Origin of the sequence: Streptomyces sp. YIM 121038, from assembly GCF_006088715.1 — a bacterium.
Classification (GTDB): Bacteria; Actinomycetota; Actinomycetes; order Streptomycetales; family Streptomycetaceae; genus Streptomyces.
Genome location: NZ_CP030772.1, coordinates 806,107 through 825,612, shown reverse-complemented (window position 1 = coordinate 825,612; position 19,506 = coordinate 806,107). Strand labels below are relative to the sequence as shown.

At 68.6% G+C, this 19,506-nt stretch carries 9 protein-coding genes and 15 pseudogenes; 12 read left to right on the top strand and 12 right to left on the bottom strand.

The features are described from left to right. Positions 1-19: 19 nt before the first annotated feature. From C9F11_RS46520 to C9F11_RS46510, 3 genes and pseudogenes are all read left to right on the top strand, one after another. Positions 20-535 (top strand): winged helix-turn-helix domain-containing protein, encoded by a 516-nt coding sequence (locus C9F11_RS46520; RefSeq protein WP_138968163.1) that lies wholly within the window; start codon positions 20-22, stop codon positions 533-535. After that, positions 532-1,107 (top strand): IS630 family transposase, encoded by a 576-nt coding sequence (locus C9F11_RS46515; protein WP_138968161.1) that lies wholly within the window; start codon positions 532-534, stop codon positions 1,105-1,107. Before C9F11_RS46520 ends, C9F11_RS46515 begins: the two co-directional genes overlap by 4 nt. Before the next feature lie 84 nt (positions 1,108-1,191). Continuing rightward, positions 1,192-1,533: pseudogene (locus C9F11_RS46510) on the top strand (transposase); the annotation flags it as partial. 22 nt (positions 1,534-1,555) lie between these two features. On the opposite strand, the pseudogene C9F11_RS46505 reads toward C9F11_RS46510, so the two are convergent. From C9F11_RS46505 to C9F11_RS46490, 4 genes and pseudogenes are all read right to left on the bottom strand, one after another. After that, positions 1,556-2,065, bottom strand: a pseudogene (locus C9F11_RS46505) (IS110 family transposase); the annotation flags it as partial. Beyond that, entirely contained in the window at positions 2,062-3,009 is a 948-nt protein-coding gene (locus C9F11_RS46500; protein ID WP_212767959.1) for an IS5 family transposase, read from the bottom strand. The pseudogene C9F11_RS46505 and the gene C9F11_RS46500, both read right to left, overlap by 4 nt. 82 nt (positions 3,010-3,091) lie before the next feature. Then, positions 3,092-4,023: pseudogene (locus C9F11_RS46495) on the bottom strand (IS5 family transposase). Between the two features lie 38 nt (positions 4,024-4,061). Beyond that, positions 4,062-4,829 (bottom strand): annotated as a pseudogene (locus tag C9F11_RS46490) (IS110 family transposase); the annotation flags it as partial. Positions 4,830-5,292: 463 nt separating this feature from the next. Between C9F11_RS46490 and C9F11_RS46485 the strand changes: the two are divergent. Continuing rightward, a pseudogene (locus C9F11_RS46485) lies at positions 5,293-5,742 on the top strand (IS5 family transposase); the annotation flags it as partial. Positions 5,743-5,763: 21 nt separating this feature from the next. Here C9F11_RS46485 and C9F11_RS46480 read toward each other — a convergent pair. From C9F11_RS46480 to C9F11_RS46465, 4 genes and pseudogenes are all read right to left on the bottom strand, one after another. Then, a pseudogene (locus C9F11_RS46480) lies at positions 5,764-7,220 on the bottom strand (NF041680 family putative transposase). A 142-nt stretch (positions 7,221-7,362) separates the two neighbouring features. Then, positions 7,363-7,491 (bottom strand): annotated as a pseudogene (locus C9F11_RS46475) (IS3 family transposase); the annotation flags it as partial. A gap of 17 nt (positions 7,492-7,508) precedes the next feature. Beyond that, positions 7,509-8,569 (bottom strand): annotated as a pseudogene (locus C9F11_RS46470) (IS110 family transposase). Positions 8,570-8,839: 270 nt separating this feature from the next. Next, the gene (locus C9F11_RS46465; RefSeq protein WP_171076244.1) at positions 8,840-9,472 is read right to left on the bottom strand and encodes an IS3 family transposase; all 633 of its coding nucleotides are present in this window, start codon (positions 9,470-9,472) and stop codon (positions 8,840-8,842) included. Between the two features lie 367 nt (positions 9,473-9,839). Here C9F11_RS46465 and C9F11_RS46455 point away from each other — a divergent pair. Together C9F11_RS46455 and C9F11_RS46450 are read left to right on the top strand one after the other, a co-directional pair. Further along, positions 9,840-10,000, top strand: a pseudogene (locus tag C9F11_RS46455) (transposase); the annotation flags it as partial. A gap of 384 nt (positions 10,001-10,384) precedes the next feature. After that, on the top strand, positions 10,385-11,761 hold the full coding sequence (locus C9F11_RS46450) for an NAD-dependent succinate-semialdehyde dehydrogenase (protein WP_138968856.1): 1,377 nt from the start codon (positions 10,385-10,387) through the stop codon (positions 11,759-11,761). A gap of 90 nt (positions 11,762-11,851) precedes the next feature. Here the strand turns inward: C9F11_RS46450 and C9F11_RS46445 are convergent. Beyond that, positions 11,852-12,115: pseudogene (locus C9F11_RS46445) on the bottom strand (ISAzo13 family transposase); the annotation flags it as partial. A gap of 686 nt (positions 12,116-12,801) precedes the next feature. On the opposite strand from C9F11_RS46445, the pseudogene C9F11_RS46440 reads away from it, so the two are divergent. From C9F11_RS46440 to C9F11_RS46430, 3 genes and pseudogenes are all read left to right on the top strand, one after another. Then, positions 12,802-12,942, top strand: a pseudogene (locus tag C9F11_RS46440) (recombinase family protein); the annotation flags it as partial. A 58-nt stretch (positions 12,943-13,000) separates the two neighbouring features. Next, positions 13,001-13,576 carry a hypothetical protein gene (locus C9F11_RS46435; RefSeq protein ID WP_138968571.1) on the top strand — a complete coding sequence of 192 codons (576 nt, stop codon included), beginning with the start codon at positions 13,001-13,003 and terminating at the stop codon, positions 13,574-13,576. Positions 13,577-13,732: 156 nt separating this feature from the next. Then, positions 13,733-14,689, top strand: coding sequence for a tyrosine-type recombinase/integrase (locus tag C9F11_RS46430; protein WP_249402392.1), 957 nt, complete (start codon positions 13,733-13,735; stop codon positions 14,687-14,689). Here C9F11_RS46430 and C9F11_RS46425 read toward each other — a convergent pair. Continuing rightward, a pseudogene (locus C9F11_RS46425) lies at positions 14,638-15,569 on the bottom strand (IS5 family transposase). The gene C9F11_RS46430 and the pseudogene C9F11_RS46425 sit on opposite strands and share 52 nt — an antisense overlap. Between C9F11_RS46425 and C9F11_RS46420 the strand changes: the two are divergent. Both C9F11_RS46420 and C9F11_RS46415 read left to right on the top strand, forming a co-directional pair. Continuing rightward, positions 15,477-15,833 (top strand): site-specific integrase, encoded by a 357-nt coding sequence (locus tag C9F11_RS46420; protein WP_346347492.1) that lies wholly within the window; start codon positions 15,477-15,479, stop codon positions 15,831-15,833. The pseudogene C9F11_RS46425 and the gene C9F11_RS46420 overlap by 93 nt on opposite strands. Next, complete coding sequence (locus C9F11_RS46415; protein WP_138968567.1) at positions 15,826-18,048, top strand: tyrosine-type recombinase/integrase; 2,223 nt, start codon at positions 15,826-15,828, stop codon at positions 18,046-18,048. Before C9F11_RS46420 ends, C9F11_RS46415 begins: the two co-directional genes overlap by 8 nt. 19 nt (positions 18,049-18,067) lie before the next feature. On the opposite strand, the pseudogene C9F11_RS48000 reads toward C9F11_RS46415, so the two are convergent. Both C9F11_RS48000 and C9F11_RS46405 read right to left on the bottom strand, forming a co-directional pair. Next, positions 18,068-18,379 (bottom strand): annotated as a pseudogene (locus C9F11_RS48000) (integrase core domain-containing protein); the annotation flags it as partial. A gap of 31 nt (positions 18,380-18,410) precedes the next feature. Beyond that, a pseudogene (locus tag C9F11_RS46405) lies at positions 18,411-19,238 on the bottom strand (IS256 family transposase); the annotation flags it as partial. On the opposite strand from C9F11_RS46405, the pseudogene C9F11_RS46400 reads away from it, so the two are divergent. Continuing rightward, positions 19,231-19,488, top strand: a pseudogene (locus tag C9F11_RS46400) (IS5/IS1182 family transposase); the annotation flags it as partial. The pseudogenes C9F11_RS46405 and C9F11_RS46400 sit on opposite strands and share 8 nt — an antisense overlap. Between the last annotated feature and the right edge of the window lie 18 nt (positions 19,489-19,506).

Below are 19,506 nucleotides of genomic sequence, written 5' to 3'. Positions count from 1 at the left end.
GCGGTGTGAGCATGCTGGTGTGTCTTCCGAGTCGCAGGCTGTTGTTTCCGATGTCTCCGTTCTGCCTTTGACGCGGCCGCAGTTGGCCGAGGCCCGTCGCATGCGCGCGGTCGAGTTGTTCGAACTGGGACGTTCTACATCCGAGGTCGCGCGGATGGTGGGGATGCATCCCGAGAGCGTGCGCCGGTGGAGACGCCTGTGGGAGCAGGGTGGAGCTCAAGCTCTGCGGCGGCGGCCTGCCACCGGCCGGCCGCCCAAGCTGGATGACCCCCAAGTCGGGCTGGTGCGGGCCGCGTTGGAACAAGGCGCCCAGGCGCACGGGTTCGAGGCGGATCTGTGGACCCTGGAACGGGTCGGCGTGCTGGTGGAGCGGGTGACCGGGGTGAGGCTGGCCCGGGCATCCGTGTGGCGGCTGCTGACCGGGCGGCTGGGGTGGAGTCTGCAGCGTCCCCGACGTCAGGCCGTCGAGCGGGACGAGCCCGAGATCGCCCGATGGGTCGCCAAGGAGTGGCCACGCATCAAAATGGGGCGGTGAAGAAACGTGCCTGGATCGTATTCTTCGACGAATCAGGCGTGTCGCTGCTGCCCCAGGTACGCCGCACCTACGCACCCCGCGGGCACACTCCCATCCTGCGGCACCGGCTGAACTGGAAGCGCGCCGGGATGGCCGCCGCGCTGGGCTACCACGCCGCGGACCCCGAACGCGGCCCGCGAATGTGCTTCCACCTCAAACCCGGCAGCTGCAACACCACTTCCTTGAACGAGGTGCTGGAACAGGTCAAGGCCTTCTACGCTGGCGAATCGGTGGTGTTGGTGTGGGACGGACTGTCGGCCCACCGGAGTCGGGACATGCGGGCCTGGGCGGCCGAACAGGACTGGTTGACCCTGGAGCGGCTACCGGCCTACGCACCCGAACTCAACCCGGTGGAACTGCTGTGGTCGGCCATCAAGACCCGCGAGCTGGCCAACCTCGCCGGCGACCACCTCGCCGACATCGCCGACGCCGCCGAAAGCGGCATCCACCGGATCTGCTCCAACGAACAACTCCCGTGGTCCTTCCTCACCCATACCGGACTAACACTCCATCCCAAACCACCACAGAACTAACGAAAAACTCAGTAACTGACCGTTTCGCAATGAAGTTTGCTGTGAGTCTTGGCGGTTGGTTCCTGGGTCTGCAGGATGAGCTGGGTGGCCACTGACCTCGTGCCTGATGACTTGTGGGATCGGGTGGCTCCGTTGTTGCCTGTTCGTCCTCCGCGGCGAGCGCGGTATCCCGGACGGTTGCCTGCGGATGACCGGGCTGCCTTGCGCGGCATCGTGTATGTGCTGTGCAAGGGCGTGAGCTGGCGGGACGTGCCGGCCGAGCAGGTCGGCTGCAGCGGGGTGACCTCCTGGCGGAGGCTGCGGGACTGGACCGCGGCCTGGATCTGGCCGCAGCTGCACGAGGTGCTGCTCGCGGAGCTGCGGGCGGCGGGCTTGCTGGACATGGACGATGCTGCAGTCGATGGCTCGCATGTCCGGGCTCTCAAAGACATCTCAGGGGGCCAGGAAGTCAAGCCGCCTGGTCGGTCGGAGGTGACAGGAGCGGTGCGAAGGCCGCCTGTTCGTCAAAATGCTGCCGGGTCTTGAGGCAGTAGTGGAGCTGGCCGAGGAAGCGGTTCAGCAAGTTGCGTTGGGCGGCGGCATGCCAGTCTCCGTGTTCGCGTCTGCGTCGGTAGTGCGCGTTCGCTTCTGGTGAGGCGGTGAGGGCGGCGAAGGCCCAGAGGAAGCCGGCGTTGATGAGGCGATTGTTCTTGACGAAGCGGCGGCCGACGAACCGCTTCTTGCCGGAGGCCCGGGTGATCGGCGCGGATCCGGCGTACGACTTCAGCGCCCGGGCGTCGGCGAACCGTGCCCGGTCGTCGCCCAGCTCTGCGAGCACGCGGGCGCCGAGCATGGGCCCAAGGCCCGGGAAGCTGAGCAGGATTTCGCTGTCGGTGTGCTGGTGAAAGGCGGATGTGGCCGCCTCCGCGAGGTCGTCAGCGGCCTCGCAGGCGGCGTCCAGCTGCTTGAGCAGGGCTAGGTCGTTTCTGATGGCTCTTGGACGGTGTCGCGGAGCCAGATGACGATCGCGGCGACGGCCAGGGTGCCGTTGAAGACGTAGTCGCGCTTGTCATACCTGCTGGCGACCGCGCGAAACTGCTTCCACTTGCTCACGCACCGCTCGGCGGCACTGCGGCGACGGTACTGGGTTCTGTCGAAGGCCGGAGGCCGCCCTCCCAAGCGGCCCTTACTGCGCCTGTGTTCACGCTGGTCGTCGGGCTGGGCAATGGTCGCCTTGATGTGCCGCCGCCGCAGGTAGGCGCGGGTATCACGGCTGGAGTACGCCTTATCGCCACGCAGCCGGTCCGGGCGGGTGCGTGGGCGGCCCGGACCACCTCGCTGGATCCGCAGCTCCTCCAGCACGGGGATGAGCATGGGGTTGTCGCCCCGCTGACCGGGCGAGGTCAGCCAGACCAGCGGACGGGCCCGGTCGTCGGCCAGCAGGTGGATCTTGCAGGTCACCCCGCCCCGCGAGCGCCCCAACGCCTCTCGTCCACCGGTCTCCACACGCGCCCCGCCCCCCTTTTGCGGGAAGTCGCGTGGCGGCTGGTGCCGGGCCCCGGCCGCGTGTTGATGCGCCCGGCAGGAGGTGGAGTCGATATTCACCGCCCACTCCGCCTCCTGGTCCGCCGAGCGGGCCAGGGCCTGGTCCGGGTTGGTCGCGTCGGCCTCGAGCTGCAGCTCGGCCAGGAGCCGTTGCCACGTTCCGTCCGCCGACCAGCGGCGATGCCGCTCGTATGCGGTCTGCCACGGCCCGTAGCGTTCCGGCAGGTCCGGCCACGGCACCCCCGTACGGGCCCGGTACAGCACTGCGTTGATCACCTTGCGGTGATCCGCCCACTGCCCACCCGGGTCGCCGTTCACCGGCAACAAGGGCTCGATCTTCCGCCACTGTGCATCAGTCAGTTCGTGACGCCGCACCATACGAGGCACCTGCCCAGCCCCAGAACTGATCCACCCAGTCCAGCAAGAGCCATCAGAAACGACCTAGGCACTGTTTCTCGGATCACGTGCGAAGCCAGATGGCGAGGGCTGCGAGGGTGATGGTGCCGAGGTAGATGTAGCCGCGTTTCTCGTAGCGGGTTGCGACGGCGCGGAAGCCCTTGAGGCGGTTGATGGCCCGTTCAACGGTGTTGCGCTTCTTGTAACGCTCGCTGTCGAATCCGGTGGGCCGACCGCCGCGGGAACCTCGGTTTCGCCGGTGTCTTTGCTGGTCGAGGCGTTCGGGGATGGTGTGCCGGATTCCGCGTCGTCGCAGGTAACGGCGGTTCTTCCGGGACGTGTAGGCCTTGTCGGCCAGCACGTGATCGGGGCGGCTCCGTGGCCGCCCAACTCCGCTGCGGGGCACGGAAATCTGGCTCAGCACCCGCTCGAACTGAGGCCCGTCACCGTAGTGTCCGGGTGTCAGGACAAAGGTGAGGGGTCTGCATCGTCCGTCGGCAGCGAGGTGGATTTTGGTGGTGAACCCGCCGCGGGAACGTCCCAGGCATTCGCCGAGCGGACCACCTCCTCCAGCCGGACGACCAGTTTCCGCACCACCGGATCGACCTGGTTCGTACCCCGCCCCGCCCCCTTTTGAGGGGGCGGGGCCGAGGGGGCTTTCCTCGCGCCGGCAGCATGCTGGTGCGCCCGCACCGTGGTGGAGTCCACCGAGATGTCCCAGTCGATCCGGCCCTCTGCGTCCTCGGCCGCCTGGGCGCGAGACAGCAGCATCGCCCACGTTCCGTCCGCCGACCAGCGGCGATGACGTTTGTAGACCGTCTCCCACGGTCCGAACCGCTCCGGCAGGTCCCGCCACTGCACACCCGTCCGCACCCGATACAACACCCCGTTGATCACCCGCCGATGGTCACTCCACCGGCCTCCACGCGCACCACCACGAGGCAGGAGCGACTCCAGGCGATCCCACTCCGCATTCGTCAAATCCCCACGACCCATACACCCAGCCTGACCCCAACACCCATGTCACGTCAGGAGATCCGAGAAACAGTGCCTAGGAGCTGGTGACCGAAGGCGTCCTCGACGCCGGGCAGCTGGTGGGCGTACTCGGCGCGGAAGACAGCCCGCAGCCGTTCGGCTTCTGCGTCGCAGCCGCGGAGGCGGCCACTGCGTTTGAGGGCGGCCCGCAACTGGGTGAGGGTGAGCTTCGCGGCTTTGGCCGGGGTCGGGGCCAAAGTGAGGATGACACGGGCATCAGCCCTGGTCAGACCGCCTTGTTTCCCCTGGAAAGCCAGCAGAGCAGCGGGGTAGTACTCGCGTAGGAGCGAGCGGGCCTGGTTGGCGACCTGCTGCCGAGTCCAGACGGCGTCCTGCTGGGCTCGGGCCAGGACTGTGATGGCCTGGGCGAGTTCGGAGTCGGCCGGCAGGGGCCGGTGGGCGTGCATGTCGGTGCGCAGGATGTTCGCCAGGACCAGGGCGTCGCCGGGGTCGGACTTCTTGCGGCTGACGCCGTGGCGGTCGCGGTAGCGGGCAGCGGCGAGCGGGTTGATCGCGAAGACCCGACGACTACCAGTGCGCAGGCTCGCGACCAGGAGGCCGTGGCTGGTCTCGATGGCCACCGGTATCGGGTCTTCTGGGCTGTCACCGTGCTCGGCCAGGACCGCTAGGAGCTGGTGGTAGCCGGCGGCGTCGTCGGTGATACGGGCCTTGGCGAGCAGAGTGCCAGCTTCGTCGACGAGGGCGACGTCGTGGTGGTGCTCCGCCCAGTCGATGCCGCAGAACACGGTCAAGCGATCCTCCCCGATCCGTTCGTTTACGCAGGTCACGAGCACATGCGGGTCACGCGGCGCCCTAATCCAAGGACTCGTTGGTCCGCCATCTCAGTAGCCGTTCGCGACACCAGCGCACTCCAGAGGCTCGATCTTTCTGCAGAGTTCGCGGGCTCGCGGATGAACAAGAGGTCGGCTCTGGAGCGGGCTCGCGCCGTGACGATCAACGTTCGAGCAGTCGCCGCGAGTTTCGCGGTGATCACGGAGGCGCCGGGCTGCGCCGCTCTTGACAGAGGCCTCAAGGGCCGGGAGAAACGGAGGCATCAGCCCGGCGCCCCGCGTCAGCACCGCGAGCCCCGCAACGGACAGCGATGCCGCTCTTTGAGGAGGCCTTGACGGCCAGGGGGGACCCAGGCATTCGCTGTCTGCGCGAGCAGTCGCCCCGGGTCGTTGCACGGGCCCGGGCTATCTGCTTACGCACTGGATTAGGGGGGCGCACACCGGACCTTCGCCGGTCCGCCGGGCCCGGCCGGGCAGCAAACATCACCTGATCGTCGACCGGCACGGCACCCCGCCGGCCATGTCGCTGACCGGCGTGAACCGCCACGACGTCACCCAGCTGATGCCACTGCTGGACGCGATCCCCCGCATCCGCGGGGTGCGCGGGCGCCCGCGCCACCGGCCGGCCCGCTTGTTCGCCGACCGCGGCTACGACTGCTACCGCCGCCCCCTGCGGGCCCGCGGCATCACCCCGAAGACCGCCCGCAAGGGCACCGCCCACGGCTCCGGCCCGGGCCAGACCCGCTGGCTCGTCGAGCGGACCTTCGCATGGCTGCACCAGTTCAAGCGCCTCCGCATCCGCTACGAGATATGCGCCGACCTCCACCTTGGCCTACTCCAACTCGCCTGCAGCATCATCTGCTTACGACGACTGCGGACCTCATTTTGAAACAGTCAGTAAACTTGTCATTTATCCAGTTCGCCGGGGTTTCGTGCCCTTCTGGTGGTGGGCGGGTCGTGCGTAGGCCTCGCCGGTCGCGAGGACTCTGCCCACGTCATGGCGGGTGGCCGGGCGGTGGTTCTTCGAGCCGGGCGGACGGCCGGGGCCGGGCCGTGTCGGTTTCGGTACACCGGCCGGAGAGCCGGTCTTCGTGCGCAGGTTTCTGAAACCCCTGCGGACGCGGGCGGGTGTGAGTCTGTTCGGCGGAGACGGTTTCTCCCAGGGACGCCGGAGGTCGGTGGCCAGGGGACGGGCGAGCCGAAGCTGGGCATATGCGGAGATCACCAGCCAGGTCCACCGGTCGGCCGCCTCCGAGCTGCGAAGCCGGGGCTTGGTCCATCCGAGGGTCTGCTTGAACAGGCGAAACGTGTGCTCGATGTCGAATCTCCGCAGGAAGGACTGCCAGCAGCGGTCCACGTCGTCCGCGGTGGCGTCGGTGCCCGACCACCACAGCCAGACCGGCTTGTTGACCCCGCCGCTGGGCAGCTTCTCCACGACCAGGCGGATGACAGTGCCCTCGATGAGTGGCAGCGGCCCTCGTGGTCGAGCCAGGCCGCCCGACGCGTCAGCCTCGGATGCAGTCGGTCCCACGCCTGCGCGGTCGCCTTCCCGTAGAGCCGGGTGTCGGTGACGGTCACCACCTGCTCGGTGTCCCAGGTAGCGGGGTCGCCGAAGACGAACTCGCCCCCGTGCTTGGGCGGACGGCCTGGCCGACACACTCGTGGTGGTGTCGGGCGCCGCATGACGCGGTCGGAGCGGAGACGGCCGAGGATCTCGACGGGCAGGCCGCCCAGCAGATGGGCGATGCGGGGTGCGTCGTAGCCGGCGTCCAGGACGACCAGGACCTTCGGGTCACCCGGCTTCCACTGGCCGGCGGCCACGAGCCGTTCGACGACCTCGCGGAGTTGGACCGTGGCCACTGCAGCGACGTCAGCGCCGGGCTCCAGACGGACCGCGTCAAGCACTGCCGTCCAGGACGTGCGGCCGGTCTCCAGCGCGGCGACGAACGAGTAGGGCCAGCCCGGGACCATCTGGTGCTTGCCTTCCCCGCGGCCGAAGGTGTGGCCGAAGGCCCGGTCAGCGCAGGTACCGGCGCCCGGCCGCAGCCACGGCGAGACGTCCGCGGCCAGGACGATCCGGCCGTCCGCCGCCTTCGGCAGCGGCATCCCGGCCAGCGCGCGACGCAATCGGGCGACATCGATCCGCCCCTGGTTCAGGCCACCGTAAAGGGCGCCGTGCCCGCGGCGGTGTTCCGGTGCGAGTGCGAGATCGACCAGCGTCCGCACTGGCCCGTCCGTGCACAACAACGCATCACACAACTCGAACATGGCGTCGCCCCGCGCGGTCAGAGATGCGTACAACTCCGTCCTGAAGCGTGACACTTCCGCGAACGCATCCCGCAGGACATCCTGATGCTCCAGACTCACAACCACGGCCTTCGTGCTGTTCCTCTGCCTCTGTGACGGAGCACAGGATCAGACGAAGGCCGCCTTCGCGTCCGCTGAACTGCGAAAACACTGATCAAGTTCGAGTCGCGTTCGACGCCACACCATAAATCACAAGGTAAAAGCTGGCGTTGAAGCTCTCCGCGGCGGCGTTGTCCGCCGGGCTGCCCACGGCGCTCATGCTCTGGAGCACGCCCGCGCGGTGGCAGGCGTCGGTGAACGCCCTACTCGTGTATAGGGCCCCGTGATCCGTGACGCTCCTATAGATCGTCAAGTCGTGGGGCAGAGCTGTTCGGAGGTGATCTGTGGGTGTGGAAGCAGGCGGTAGATCTCGCGGGCGACGAAGCGTTTCAGGCACCGGATGATCTCCATCTTGGACATGCCTTCGGCGGTGCGCCGGGAGACGTATTGCTGGGTGCGCGGGTCGTACTTCATACGGACCAGGACGATGGTGTGCAGGGCCTTGTTGGCCTGGCGGTCTCCGCCGCGATTGAGTCGGTGACGGTGGGTGCGGCCGGAGGACGCGGAGATGGGCGAGGCCGCGCAGAGGTGCGCGAAGGACGCTTCGGAACGGAGGTGTTCGGGGTTGTCGCCCGCGGTCTCCAGAAGCTGGCCGGCGGTCTCGGGGCCGACGCCGGGCAGGGCGACGAGCCTGGGGGCGGCCTGTGTCACGAGCGGTCCGGTCTCGGCCTCGGCGTCCCGGATCTCGTCGTCGAGTACCTGGTAGCGGCGGGCGAGCCTGTGCAAGGCGACCTTGACCGTGTAGGCCGGGTCATCGGGGCTGCCGGTGGGGCGGGAGCGGGCGAGGGTGTCGATCAGGGCCTTGGTGGGCAGGCCTCGGAGCTTGTCGCGGACCTCGCTGGTGGCGCTGACCATCAGGGTGCGGATCTGGTTGATGACCTGGGTGCGGGCCTTGACGGCGGAGTTGCGGACCACGCGCAGGACGCGGATGGCTTCCACGATCCCGTCGCGGGTCTTGGGGGTTCCGGTGGCACGGCCGGACAAGACGGCGGCGGCGTAGGCGTCGACGGGGTCGGACTTGCCGTTGGCGCGTCGAGCCTTGCGGTCGGGGCGGTCGGCTTCGATGACGGTGAGACCGTTCCGCGCAGGAAGCGGGCGAGCTCGGCGCCGTAGGAGCCGGTGCCTTCCATCCCCACGGCCAGGATCTCGCCGTGGGAGGCGAGCCATTCCAGCAGCTGCATGTAGCCGTCGTCGGTGGTCTCGAACTGCTCGGTGGCCAGGTGCCGGCCGACCGTGTCGATGACCGCGGCCTGGTGGAAGTCGGTGTGGGTGTCGATGCCGCTGATCACGGCTATCTCGTGTACTGCCATGCTGGTGGTGCTGTCCTTCCGAAACGCGCTCTGGGGGATGGCACGGGCCGGTCGGGCAGACGGACAGCACAGTGATGGGACCTCTGGTCAGGCTCCTATTAGGTCACGAACGCCTGGCCGGCCACGCGCACTGCGGCATCGCTTCGGAGGACCGACAATTCACGAGCCGGACAGCCCAAAGGCGTCGGTGGGTGATGGGGTCAGGCCCTCCGAGACGATGCCAACCACATCATCGCGGGCCGACGCTTCACAGACAGGACAGCCGGAGCGTCAGTGCATGATCGGGTCAGGCCCGCGGTGATGCTCCGCAATCATCACTGTGCATGATGGCGCCCTTGAGGCTGCCCCGGGTCCGCTCGGCTGCCGCCAGGGCATCGATGACGAGCTCGGTGCGCATGTGGTCGGCCAGGGCCCAGCCCGCAGGCGCCGTGATGCCAGGCCGATCACGGTCGCGAGATAGCAGAACTTCCCGCCGCCGACGCTCACGTATGTGATGTCGCCGACGTACTTGGTGTTGACTTCCCCGGCGGTGAAGTCGCGGCTGATCCGGTCCGGGGCCTTCGCGGCGGCCGGGTCCGGGACGGTGGTGCGGTGGCGGCGGCGCAGGCGGACGCCGGCCAGGCCGATCGTGCGCATGACGCGCGCGATGCGCTTGTGGTTGACGTGCTCGCCGTCCTCGCGGAGTTCGGTGGTGATCCTCGGGACGCCGTAGGTGCCGTCCGATTCCCGGTGAACGGCGCGTATCCGGGCGGCGAGTTCCGCGTCGGCCGCCTGGCGGGCGGCTCGGTCGGCAGCGGTCTTGCGCCAGTAGCAGAAGCTCGAGCGGGCGATGGCCAAGACGGTGCACAGCCGCTTCACGCCGTGACGGCGCTGGTGATCTCCAACGAACTGGAAGCGGTTCACCAGCGCGTCTCCGTCGCGAAATACCGTGCCGCCTTACGCAGGATGTCCCGCTCTTCCTCGAGTTCACGCACCCGCTTGCGCAAGGCAGTCACCTCCGCCGAATCGGGAGCCGGCGCGGATGGCTGGGTGGCCGAGTGCGAGCCCGCGCGCCGCCCGTCGGCGGCCCGTATCCAGTTCCTGAGCGTCTCGATGTTGACCCCCAGAACAGCAGCGACCGACTTGATCGTGGCTCACGGCCGTGAGCGGTACAGCGCGACCACGTCCGCCTAGAACTCCGGCGGATAGTGCTTCATCCCCACAGGGACTCCGTTCTCCCAGATCCTCAAGATCCAGTGTCTACGGTGTCCAGGACGCAGGGGCAGGGCCCCTGCGGGCCATCTTCGACAAACTGGCCGCGAAGTTCGCCACCGTGCTGGTGATCGTGGACCAGCCCGCCTCCATCGGAGCCCTCCCGCTCGCGGTCGCCCGAGATGCGAGCTGCAAGGTGTCTACCTACCCGGCTTGTCCATGCGACGGATCGCCGACCTGTAGCTCCTCCAAGGGCCAGGCGGGCGCGGCGGGCGCGGAGGAATTCCCCGAGCTCGATGTTGCGGTCCATGAGGCCGGTGTCCCCCGTGAGCGCCACGCCCGGCTGCTTGAGGGTGGCCCTGCTGGACCTAGGTTCAGCAGGGCGTTCTCCAGGCCCCTTGCGGGTCTGGCGGCGATGTCAGGCTAGTGGGGCACGGACACAGGGCGACCGGTGAATGTCCACACCGACGGCGGTGCTCGCCGGTTCTTCGCCCGTTTCCCCTTCGATCCCCGAGGAGATCCCTCATGTCAGCTGTTCCCCGGAACAACCCGCTCGCAGGCCGCGTCGCCGTAGTCACCGGCGCCTCCAGCGGTGAAGAACGACATCAGCGAAGGCAGCGCATCATGGCCTACCAGAGCGTGAACCCGTTCACCAACGAAGTGGTCAAGCAGTACCGGCAGCACACCGACGAGCAGGCCCAGCAGGCCCTGGCAAGGGCCGATGCACTGTTCCACTCCGCGTGGGCGCAAGGCGACATCGGCCCGCGGCTTGAGGTGCTGCGTCGGCTGGGTGACCTGCTCGCTGAGCGCGCCGAGGACCTTGCCCGGATCATCAGCACCGAGATGGGCAAGCTGATCGAGCAGAGCCGAGCCGAGGTGCGTGTATGTGCGGACATCGCGCACTACTACGCCGAGAACGCGAAGGAGTTCCTTGCCCCGGTCCCCTACCGCACCCAGCTGGGGGACGCCTGGGTGCAGCCCCACCCGGTGGGCGTACTGGTCGCAGTGGAACCGTGGAACTTTCCGCTGTACCAGCTGATCCGGGTGATGGCCCCGGCCATGGCGGTGGGCAACCCTGTGCTGGTCAAGCACGCCTGCATCGTGCCGCAGTGCGCCGAGGCGTTCGAGCAGCTGGTCACCGAGGCCGGGGCGCCGACCGGCGCCTACACCAACCTGTTCATCTCGTCCGGACAGGTCGCTGACCTGATCGCCGACGACCGGGTGCAGGGCGTGGCACTGACCGGTTCGGAGCGGGCTGGCAGCGCGGTGGCCGCCCAGGCGGCGAAGTACCTGAAGAAGTCGACCATGGAACTGGGCGGCAACGACGTGTTCGTGGTCCTGGACGACTGTGACGTGGCCCAAGCCGCGGCAGTGGCCACCCAGGCGCGCCTGTTCAACTCCGGGCAGGTGTGCACCTCCGCCAAGCGGTACATCGTGCACGAGCACGTTGCGGAGGACTTCCTGGCGGCGGTCACCGAACGCTTCAAGGCCGTCGAGATCGGCGATCCGCTGGACGAGTCGACCACCCTGGCACCTCTGGCGTCCGAGACGGCCCGCGACGACCTGGCCGAGCAGGTGGAGCGGGCGCTCAAGAACGGAGCGACGCTGCACTACGGCAACGAGCCGATTGAGCACCCGGGCAATTTCTTCCAGCCCACTGTCCTGACCGGCATCGACCGCGACAACCCGGCCTACTACGAGGAGTTCTTCGGCCCCGTGGCCCAGGTCTACGTCGTCCCCGACGACGATGCGGCCGTTGCCCTGGCTAACGACTCCCACTACGGCCTCGGCGGAACCGTCTTCAGCGGCGACACCGACCGGGCCAAGCGCCTGGCCTCCCGCATTCATACCGGCATGGTCTTCATCAACACCATGCACGAGTCGGTGCCCGAACTGCCCTTCGGCGGCATCAAGCGCTCCGGCTACGGGCGTGAACTCGGCGACCTGGGCATCAAGGAGTTCGTCAACCAGAAGCTAGTCGTGGTCAGCAAGGACGCCTGACCCGCATCGGGGGGCCGTGCCCGCGCCGAACGGCGCGGGCACGGCCCCTTGATTGCCCACCCACCCGCGTTTGTTGGGGCCCGTAAAGAATCAACGCGTTGGTTTGATCTCTGTTGTGAGGGTCGCGCCGTGTGTGGTGGCGTGGACGAGGAGTCCTGCCAGGGTGTTGAGGTGTGCCGCTGGGGGCCGGAGTGTGCGTGCGTGCTGGTTCATCAGGCGCCGGGTCTCGCTGGTGGTGTGGCGGATGGTGTCCTTGCTGACGGCGAAGAGGCGGGCCAGCACGGTGGGCGGCAGGGCGAGGTTTTGTTGCAGTGCGGTGGCCAGGACCCGATCGGCCAGGTCGAGTTTGGCTTGGGTGCGTTTCCTCTTGAGTGACGAGTGTGTGTCTGGTGGGCCGGGTTTCTCGTTGCGGTAGCTGTTGATCAGCTGGTGTGGGTGAGGCGGGGCCGGATGGGCTGTGGGGAGGTGCTCTTGCTGCTGCGGGAGCGGGAGGCGGCCTGCCGTCGGGAGGCGGAGCGGTTGCGCGGGGAGGCCGTGCGGGGCGCGGGGCTGCTGGTGGTGTGCGAGCAGGAGCTGGCCCGGGTGGCGACGGCATGCCAGGTCGTAGGCGGGCTCCCGGCGGCGCACGGCGAGGCCGGGTCGGGGTCGGGCCCCGGCCCCGCGAGCGGAGGTGTCGGGTCCCGTCGGCATTCAAGCTGCCGAGGAAGCTGGCGAGTTCACGGGGCGGATGCTGGGGGTGCTGGCCGCGTAGGCCGGTCCGGTGCGGTGTCGGCAGGTGGTGGAGGGGCTCGGGCTGGAGGCGGTGTCCCGTGAAGTGGAGCGGGTGCGCCACCAGTTGAAGAAGGCTACTGCCGCCGGGCGGGTGGTGCAGACCCCGGGCGGCCTCTTCACCCTGGCGCGTGGAGGTGCCGCGGTGCGCGGGTTTCCTGCCGGTACGGGGACGGGCCTCCTTCTTGCTGGTCGGGTGAGGAGCCAGACCGGGCAAGGAAGAAGACCCGGTGGCGCCTTACATGTCCGCGCCCCAGGTCCCCGGCCCGTTCACCGCCACTCCCGCGGTCCACCGCCAACTCCTCGACCGCTGCCAGCCTCTCGACGGCACCGCGGCGATCCCGGCCCAGCGGAAGGCCCGCCGCGAGTACGAGAACCGCGTCAACGCCCTCGGGGCTCACACCCGGAGCTGAAAAGACCCACCACGATCAAGATCTGGCGGCTTTTGGGCTTCCCTCGGCGCTACCCCAGGTGGATGCCCGCGCCGCCGCCGAGGTGCGCGTGGAGGTCGTCACGGGCAGCGACACGGTGGTGCGTCCTTGGGCCGAACGGAGCCACCGCCGGCTGCTGGCCACCACGCTGGGCCGGGTGGAGGCGACCGGGATGGCTTACCGCGCCCCCGGTGCGGCCAACCTGCACCCCGGCGACGCCGCCCTGTCCCTGCCGCAGCAGGTCTGCTCCTCCCCGCTGCAGCGCGCCGTCGCCCTCGAGGCCGCACAGACACCCCTGCGCCGGGCGGGCGCGCACCTTGAGCGCACCACCGGCCGCCGGCCCGGCACCGGGCAGTTGATGGAGATCGCCTGTCGCGTCGCCGCCCGCATCCCCGCCTTCTGCCAGCAGGGTGTGTCCGCCCCGGCCGCCGGCAGCGAGGGGGACCGGCTGCTGGTGCTCAGCTGCGACGCGACCGGCGTGAACATGATCCCGTCTGATCCGCGGGAGCCGGTCCGCACCGCACGGGCAGCCGACGGCCCCAAGCCGCCCTCGGCCCAGCTGTCCAGTCGCGAGCACACCGGTCGCCGGCGGATGGCGACCGTCTTCGTTATCTAGGGTGACCGATTCCCTTCAGGCATGTGAGGTAAGTAGGGTGGATCTCTACTTGCCTGCACGATATCTGGGGGGTAAGGCACGTTGGTTACAGCAGACGCGTTACCTCGTCACTACCGGGCTGAGCGTGCTGTGTCGGCGGACGGGAGTGTCCGGTGGGTGGTTGTCGACGAGTCCTTCGGGCTGCACGCGCAGGCGTGCTCGTTCCTTTCGGGGCGGGAGTTCAACACCGGCAGGACGTACGCTCCTCGGGTCGCTTTGTACCTGTCATGGTGCATGGAGTTCGGTGTCGAGTGGACTGAGCCGTCGCTGGCTCAGCTGATGGCGTTTCAGCGGTGGTTGGTGGAGGAGCCGCTTGCACCGCGTAGCCGTCGGCCCGGGGCTGAGCGGCGTTACCGGGAGAGGGGCACGGCGAACCAGATCACGGACACGATGACCGACTTCCTGCGGTGGTGCTCGCTGGCGGGGCTTGGTGTTCCGGCCACGGTGGTGACGATGCTGGTGGAGCCCCGGTTCCTGCGTTTTCCCCCGGCGGGCTTCGATCCGGGCGAGGACAGCCAGAACCTGAAGATCGACGGCCGGCGCCTGAAGTTCAGGGTGGCGGTGCCCGGCTACGGGTGGCTGACGGACGAGGAGGTCCACCAGCTCCTCGCGGTGACGACGCATGCCAGGGACCGCTTCTTGGTGGGTCTGCTCGCGGTGACGGGGATGCGGATCGGTGAGGCGCTGGGGCTGCGGCGCGAGGATATGCACTTGTTGCCCGACTCGCGGCTGCTGGGCTGCCATGTCAAGGGCCCGCACGTCCACGTCAGGCGCCGGGTCAACAGCAACGATGCCTTCGCCAAGTCGGTACAGCCGCGCTGGATTCCGGTGGAGGAGGACACGGTCGGTCTGTACACCGAGTACCGCTATGAGCGGGAGGCGGTCTCGCAGGCGGTGGCCAGCGACATGGTGTTCGTCAACCTGTTCCGCGCCCCGCTGGGGCGGCCGATGCGCTACGACAACACCTACGAGCTGTTCAAGCGGCTGGCGAAGCGGGCGGGGTTTAGGCACTGTTTCTCGGATCACGTGCGAAGCCAGATGGCGAGGGCTGCGAGGGTGATGGTGCCGAGGTAGATGTAGCCGCGTTTCTCGTAGCGGGTTGCGACGGCGCGGAAGCCCTTGAGGCGGTTGATGGCCCGTTCAACGGTGTTGCGCTTCTTGTAACGCTCGCTGTCGAATCCGGTGGGCCGACCGCCGCGGGAACCTCGGTTTCGCCGGTGTCTTTGCTGGTCGAGGCGTTCGGGGATGGTGTGCCGGATTCCGCGTCGTCGCAGGTAACGGCGGTTCTTCCGGGACGTGTAGGCCTTGTCGGCCAGCACGTGATCGGGGCGGCTCCGTGGCCGCCCAACTCCGCTGCGGGGCACGGAAATCTGGCTCAGCACCCGCTCGAACTGAGGCCCGTCACCGTAGTGTCCGGGTGTCAGGACAAAGGTGAGGGGTCTGCATCGTCCGTCGGCAGCGAGGTGGATTTTGGTGGTGAACCCGCCGCGGGAACGTCCCAGGCATTCGCCGAGCGGACCACCTCCTCCAGCCGGACGACCAGTTTCCGCACCACCGGATCGACCTGGTTCGTACCCCGCCCCGCCCCCTTTTGAGGGGGCGGGGCCGAGGGGGCTTTCCTCGCGCCGGCAGCATGCTGGTGCGCCCGCACCGTGGTGGAGTCCACCGAGATGTCCCAGTCGATCCGGCCCTCTGCGTCCTCGGCCGCCTGGGCGCGAGACAGCAGCATCGCCCACGTTCCGTCCGCCGACCAGCGGCGATGACGTTTGTAGACCGTCTCCCACGGTCCGAACCGCTCCGGCAGGTCCCGCCACTGCACACCCGTCCGCACCCGATACAACACCCCGTTGATCACCCGCCGATGGTCACTCCACCGGCCTCCACGCGCACCACCACGAGGCAGGAGCGACTCCAGGCGATCCCACTCCGCATTCGTCAAATCCCCACGACCCATACACCCAGCCTGACCCCAACACCCATGTCACGTCAGGAGATCCGAGAAACAGTGCCTAGGGCCAGGCCGCACATGCTGCGGCACTCGGCGATCACCCGGTGGCGGCGGAACGGGGTGCCGCGGGATGTGCGGCAGAACCTGGCCGGGCACCAGTCGCCGGCGTCCCAGGACCGCTACTCGCACGCCAGTGACCAGGAGAAACACGACGCCATCGAGCTGGTGGCAGCCCGGCGCCGGCAGGGGAGGGTGGAACACGATGGGTAACGTCGTACCGCTCCACCGGCGGCCAGCCGGTGACGAATGGTCAGTCAGGTGGGCGCCGCCCGGGGCCGAAGAGCGGTCGGCGTGGCTGCGCGAGCAGGTGGTGGACGGCTGGCGCGAGGGCGAATGGGATCCGCAGACGCTGGTGTTCACCGGCGATGCCGGGCATCCGCGCACGGGGGTGTACCGGTGCGGCACGAAGGCGTGCGACGCGCTGGCGCGGGCCAGGAGCCTGTGCACGACCTGTGCGAAGGCCCAGCGGGTCAGCGGGCTGTCGATGAAGGAGTTCAAGGCGGTCTTCGTGCCGGTGCGGAACCGGACGATGACCGGCGTGCGGGCCAGGTGCCGTGTCGAGGGGTGCCCGCGCGATTCGCATACGTGGGGCTTGTGCAGCTCGCACGCCTCGTTGCGGCAGAAGCACCTGGAGCGTGACCCGCACTCGGCGCTGGAGGTGTGGGTTGCCGGGCAGAAGCCGTACCCGCCGGTGGCCAGCTGCCGGGTGCGCGGGTGCCGCTACGACGGCCGCGGTACGCACACCCTGTGTCTGCAGCATCACCGTCACTTCACCCGCCACCCGGCCTCCCGGGTGGCCGGTGCCGGAGTGCCGGCCGACTGGCTGGACCAGCAGGCCCCTTACCTGTCCGTCCATCAGTTCTCTCTCGCCCCGTTGCACCCGCTCGCCCGCCTGGAGGTGTTGTACGCGCTCCAGCAGCGGGATGCGCGCGGGCAGAAGATCGACCCGTATGCCACCCGGCAGATGATCGCCCGCCTGGCCGAGACGTGCGGCAGCGTGGCCGTGCTGCCCGTCGGCGATCTACCTGGGCGCTCGGGAAGCAACATCGACGCGCTGCTGCGCGAGAGTCACCGCGTGGTCGCCGCGTCCTTCGCCCGTTTCCGCGGCGCCGACCCTGCCGAGCAGCCGACGCTGGACCTCACCGAGCTCGGGGTGCGCGGCAAGCGGGGAGGCCGGACCAGCCGTCCGGGCGATCAGGACCTGACCGAGGTGGCCCAGCCGTGGCTGCGAAGAGTGCTGATCGCCTGGATCGACGAGACGAAGCCGAATACCGGCGAGGTCCGACACGGGCACCGTGCCTGCGTCACCGCCGCGCGGGCGCTCGCGCTGCGGCCCGGCGGCGGCGCCGACGAGGCGGTGCTGGCGTTCGCCGACATGGGCGCCGTGGTCGAGGCGTTTCGGCACCTGCCGAAGCTGGACGGTGGCCCGATGAAGAACAAGGCCCGCAAGGGCCTGATGGGCTTCTTCTTCAAGGTCCTGGACTACGGCCGGGCGGCTGGGCACCTGGGCGGGATGTCGGCCTACTTCGCCCGGCACCCCAGCCACGCGGTCGCCCCGGACGAGGTGAGCGAGGAGGACGAGGCCGGGCGGGCCCTGCCCGAGGACGTCATCTACCAGCTGGACGACCAGATCCAGCTGATCGGCCGGGGCATCACCCACGGCCGCATGACCCCCGAAGAGGTGCACGAGATGTGCCGGGCCGTCTACGAGCTGCTGCGGGACACCGGCCGCCGCCCCTACGAGATAGGCGAGTTGCGGCTCAACTGCCTCAAACGGCAGGGCAAAGAACGGACCCTGGTCTGGGATAACCGCAAGGCCGGCCGCAACCGGCGGCACCTGCCGGTCACCTCGGAGACCGTCGGGACCATCGAGCGGTGGCTGGCCGTGCGGGCGAAGCTGGACCTGCCCACCGGCAGCGAGGGGTACCTGTTCCCGCCGGCCGGTGAGAACGGCCAGCTGCGGCACCTGACGCCCGAGCAGGTCGCCCACATCATCCGCACCTGGGCCGACCATGAGGACGTGGTCCTGCTGGCCGAGGAGTTCGGGCCGGACGGGAGGAGGGTTCCGTTCGAGAAGTCCCTGGTCTTCCCCTACGCGTTCCGGCACTCGTTCTGCCAGCGGCACGCGGACGCGGGCATCGACCCGGACGTGCTGCGCGAGCTGATGGACCACCGTTCGCAGGCCACCACGGCTGCCTATTACAAGATCACCGCGAAGCGGAAGCGGGAGGCGGTGAACGTGATGCGCCTGCACACCACCGACCGCAAGGGGCGCCTGACCCCGCTGTCGCAGACAGCCTATCTGCGGGGGTCGGTGCAGGTGCCGTTCGGGAACTGCACCGAGCCGTCGAACGTGAAAGCGGGCGGGCACGCGTCTCCGATCCGGTTCCAGTGCGTGGGCTGCCCGTCCTATCACGGGCCTTGACCCTGGACTTTGAACACGTCTATGCGGCTCGGGCCAGGGTAGTTGATGTTGTTTGGAGGACGTCCTCGTAGGCGATTGGCGATCGCTGTCCGAGGTAGGAGTGCCGGCGTCTGGTGTTGTATCGGGTCAGCCAGCGGAAGGCGTCGAGTCGGGCTTCGCGCTCGTTCGGCCAGCTCTTTCGGCCTTGGAGGGTTTCCCTTTTGAACGTTGCGTTGAAGCTCTCCGCGGCGGCATTGTCCGCGCTGGACCCGACTGCGCTCATGCTCTGCTGCACCCCTGCTGACCTGCAGACTGCAACGAAGGCCCGACTCGTATGTTGCGAGCCGTGATCGGGACCGTGTCCCTTGTCGTGGTGTATGGGATCAACTGGCGGGCGTGTCCGTGGCGTTCGGTAGTGCCGGGGCGCTTTCGGGGAGCTCACGGTAGAGCCTTTCCATGCTGCCTTCGGGGAGGTAGCGGCGGGGGAAGGCGGTCCATTCGTCGTGCATCTCGAAGAGCACGGCGGTGACCAGCCGCAGCAGTGCGTCGTCGTTGGGGAAGACCTGGACGGCGTCGGCCCCGCGCTTGATCTCCCGGTCAATCCGCTCCAGCGGGTTCGTCGACTGGATCTTCTTCCAGTGCCTGGGCGGGAAGTCCGCGAACGCGGTCAGATCTTCCTTCGCGCCCAGCAGCATGGCTTTGGCCTGGGGGAACTGGGCGCCGGGCATGTCGGCGACGGTGTCCAGCTGGGCGCGCACGAGTTCCGCGGCGGGCTGGGTGAAGACGGTGCGGATCGTCGCGGCAACCATCTCCCCGGAGTCCTGGTCGATCACGCCGAAGACGTTGCGCAGGAAATGCACCCTGTACCGCTGCCAGGCGGCGCCGAGCATCACCTTGCGGACCGCGGCGACCAGGCCCGAGTGCTGGCCGGTGACGACGAGGCGGACCCCGGACAGACCGCGTTCGCGCAGGGAGCGCAGGAACTCCTTCCAGAACGCCTCGCTCTCGCTGTCGCCGGCCATCAGGCCGGGGACCTCGCGGCCTCCCTCCTCGGTGATGCCGGTGGCGACCACGACGGCCCGCGAGACGATCTGGTGGTTCACCCGCGCTTTGCAGTAGGTCGCGTCCAGGTAAACGTAGGGGAAGCGGACATGATCCAGCGCACGGGTACGGAACGCGGTCAGCGGCTCGTCCAGCGCCGCGCAGATCCTCATCCTGGCCGACCCCGCCTGCCAGGGCGTCGGGTCAACCGTCCGCACCCCCTTCAAACATCACCGCGAACAACCCGAGCACTACCAGCAGTTCAACCGTGACCACGCCCGGCCGAGGGCCCCTGACGAGCGCGCCTTCGCCCAGCTGAAGTCCTGACGCCTCCTGCGACGAGCCCGATGTTCCACCCGTCGCATCGGCACTGCCGTCCAGGCCATCCACACCCTGATGACCTGCAGTCATTCAAGATGAAAACGGTTCAGTAACCCG